Source organism: Haloferax profundi, from assembly GCF_001469865.1.
Lineage (GTDB): Archaea > Halobacteriota > Halobacteria > Halobacteriales > Haloferacaceae > Haloferax > Haloferax profundi.
Window position 1 is genome coordinate 1 of sequence record NZ_LOPV01000334.1, and the last position, 2711, is coordinate 2711.

3 protein-coding genes are annotated in these 2711 nt (G+C 50.0%); all 3 read right to left on the bottom strand.

All coding sequences use genetic code 11. The annotated features are described in order from the left end of the window. Positions 1-96: 96 nt before the first annotated feature. Positions 97-507: a hypothetical protein gene (locus AUR66_RS12870; RefSeq protein ID WP_058572743.1), complete on the bottom strand. Its 411-nt coding sequence runs from the start codon at positions 505-507 to the stop codon at positions 97-99. A 545-nt stretch (positions 508-1052) separates the two neighbouring features. Next, complete coding sequence (locus tag AUR66_RS12875) at positions 1053-1301, bottom strand: hypothetical protein (RefSeq protein WP_157533110.1); 249 nt, start codon at positions 1299-1301, stop codon at positions 1053-1055. Between the two features lie 1175 nt (positions 1302-2476). Next, positions 2477-2711: hypothetical protein (locus AUR66_RS22685; RefSeq protein WP_231727885.1), on the bottom strand; the 235-nt coding region annotated here is incomplete at its 5' end.

The following is a 2711-nucleotide window of genomic DNA, read 5'->3' on the forward strand; positions in this document are numbered from 1 at the left end:
TCTGCTCGTTCTCACCGTGACTTCGATCTTCTTAGTGAGACAGGGCTTTTGAACACTCTCTAACTGGGCACGCCCGTGCTCCCAATGAGTAGCGGGTCACTTGTTTGCCCCGTGAATGCGGTCACGGACGTGGTCGAATGGACCACCATAGACAAGGCGACTTCCGAGCCACAAAGTCACTATCCAAGTGCCAAGGCTGAGAACAACTGTGACCGTGGACGGTACTACTCCCTTTGCGACCTCCCAAACCATGTTTGCGGCGACGCTCCCGATGAGGAGGACAGCGGTGAACACTACGTGATGTAAGAGGTGACCCGTCTTGTGGGCTTGACCTACGCCTAGCAGCAGAAAGCCAAACAGGAGCCAGACACACATGAGTGCGAGCGCTATGACCTGCATACGGCCGTCGGCGAGGAGACCGACTGCAAGAAGAATAATGAGGACCACAATAGCGAGAGTACGGATCACTAGTCCGAACGGAGGATTGGACTGTCTCGTATCGGACATTTGTCGAAATTCATCTTCCTCGTACAAGTCTCTGCCGGGCGACTCTGTTGAGGATGTTTACAGAACTAAGGTCTTGTTGAAGTTCCCAGATTTTGATAAGTATGACATGACACAGACAGAGGATGTAGTTAGCACGATAACCGCGTTCGGTCCAGCCCGAATTACCTTAAACAGCCGAGCAGTACGACTGCGAGCGTATCGATTTAGACGGCGAGTTAGAACGTTTTCAGAAATTCGGTAAGTCCGTACACGACAGCGATAGTTCCCAAAACGATGCCTATCGTACTCAGTAATCGGTTTCGTGGGACAACTGTCGTTTGAGCAACTACCAACAGGGCCATCAGGATGATCAGAACAGCGAGAAGTCTCTCGATACGTTCGGTCATATAACCACACTATTTGTATGTGATGTGAATCTCTCGGTTCTTCCTCTGTATCTACCGTCGGAGCTGACTGAATCTCTTGGGCTATTCGCGCCTGAGTTCAGAACGACCATAGAAACCTCACCGAAAACTGTCTGTAGAGGCGTGACACAGAAAGAAGGTCTATCGGTCGTTCTGTTTCCCTTCACGATAGCCAAATACTCCTGCCTCAACCGTCATTCTCAGGATTCGGTATATTCCAACGAGAACCCTGACCATGAGAATCCCACCACCAACCCAGATGAGAGCCCGTGAAAGTTCAATTCCTCCGAGGAGGAGGGTCTCGGGAGTAATTACCCCGAGAAGGAAGAGGGCCAAACCAATCCAGAACGCTTCGTTCCGCTGGGAGAGTTCTGTGAGGGTATCCGCCATATCGTTGAGTGAGTTGTTGTGGAAATTAAACTTCCCCCCGATGGCTGATTCGCGCACTGTATTCAGCATGACTACAGAAAGCTCGACAATCACTGTCAGAAGTACCGTGCAACATTCAGCGGGTAAGTTCAGCAACGGTAAACCACTCGTTTTGTTCCCTAAGCAGTGAACGGTTGGCAAGTATCTGTATTTCGGTTCTATTTTCGGCGGAGTTGGCCCTCACGCCGTTGGGCTTCTCTGTTGATTTTAGCGATTTCGCGCTCACCATCAGGGTTGTTTTGCCCGTGCGCGTACCGTACTGATGAATCAAGTACAGAGGGGAGAAACCGAGACTTCTCCGCCTCATCACTATCTTCCTGCTCGTCACCTCCGAAAAATGCGGTGAACCAATCCAAGATACCACGTGCCATAGCCTAACTACGTGTCTGACTGTATTAATATTCAACCGTACATCGGTATATGAGATTGAAGACGAGTGAGTCCTGCGACCGACTTGCGCCTGTATTTAGCACGGCCTCAGAAACCTCACCGAACGCTGTCAAAAAAGTGTGCAAGACTTAGAGGAGGTATTTGTCAATATAGTCCGTAGAACTCACCGTCGAGAGACAGATACATTGTTGACAGGGTTGTATCCGTATGTAGACTGTATTCAATGCCCTCCGAATCAACATCGAACCCAGTAGAGCAGTCGTCAACTCCAACTCGCATTTCACTGTTCTTTGCTGTTTTAGCCGTTCTGTACGCGGGGTATTATGGCTCTCAAGTAGAGCAATTCTCCCTGCTATGGTTTGCAATCGGAATCACAACAGGCTATCTGGCGACTGGGCCTGTTGCCTCGTCTACATTCGGACAGCGTGTCGGTGAGTGGTCCCGACAAATTGGAGTGCGTGGACGTTTCGCAGTTATTGGTGGGTATGCAGTTCTCCTAGTTATTCTCAACTGGTTAGTTGACCTCCCATCAGACCCGATTATTTCTTTCTTCGCTGGTGGACTCCTTTCCGTGGGTCTCTACACGATTGGTGAATACATTCGAGGCCGTTGATTAAGCGCTTTGAAAACCAACATTCAGAGGCGACACGTTCCCTGTATCCAGCACGACCGCAGAAACCTCCCTAAGTCCTATCAAATGCGGCCTGACACAGACAGAGTATGTAGTGAGAACAGGACGGTGTTGTCTACGTTCTCGTCGAGTCGTACCACAACCTTGCGCCCCAAGCAAAGCCACTGCCTACTGCTATTGGAAGTGAGCGTTGAATATCGTAAAGCAGTGCGTTGGCAAAGAAGACCTCCCGAAAGGCCAACGTTACCACAAGCACTAACACGAACATCTTCCCACCGGCAGTGAGGTATGTGAGGGATGTCCGACCTGCTTCTGTTCCCATATATTCAATCTGTGTAAAATGGCCATTA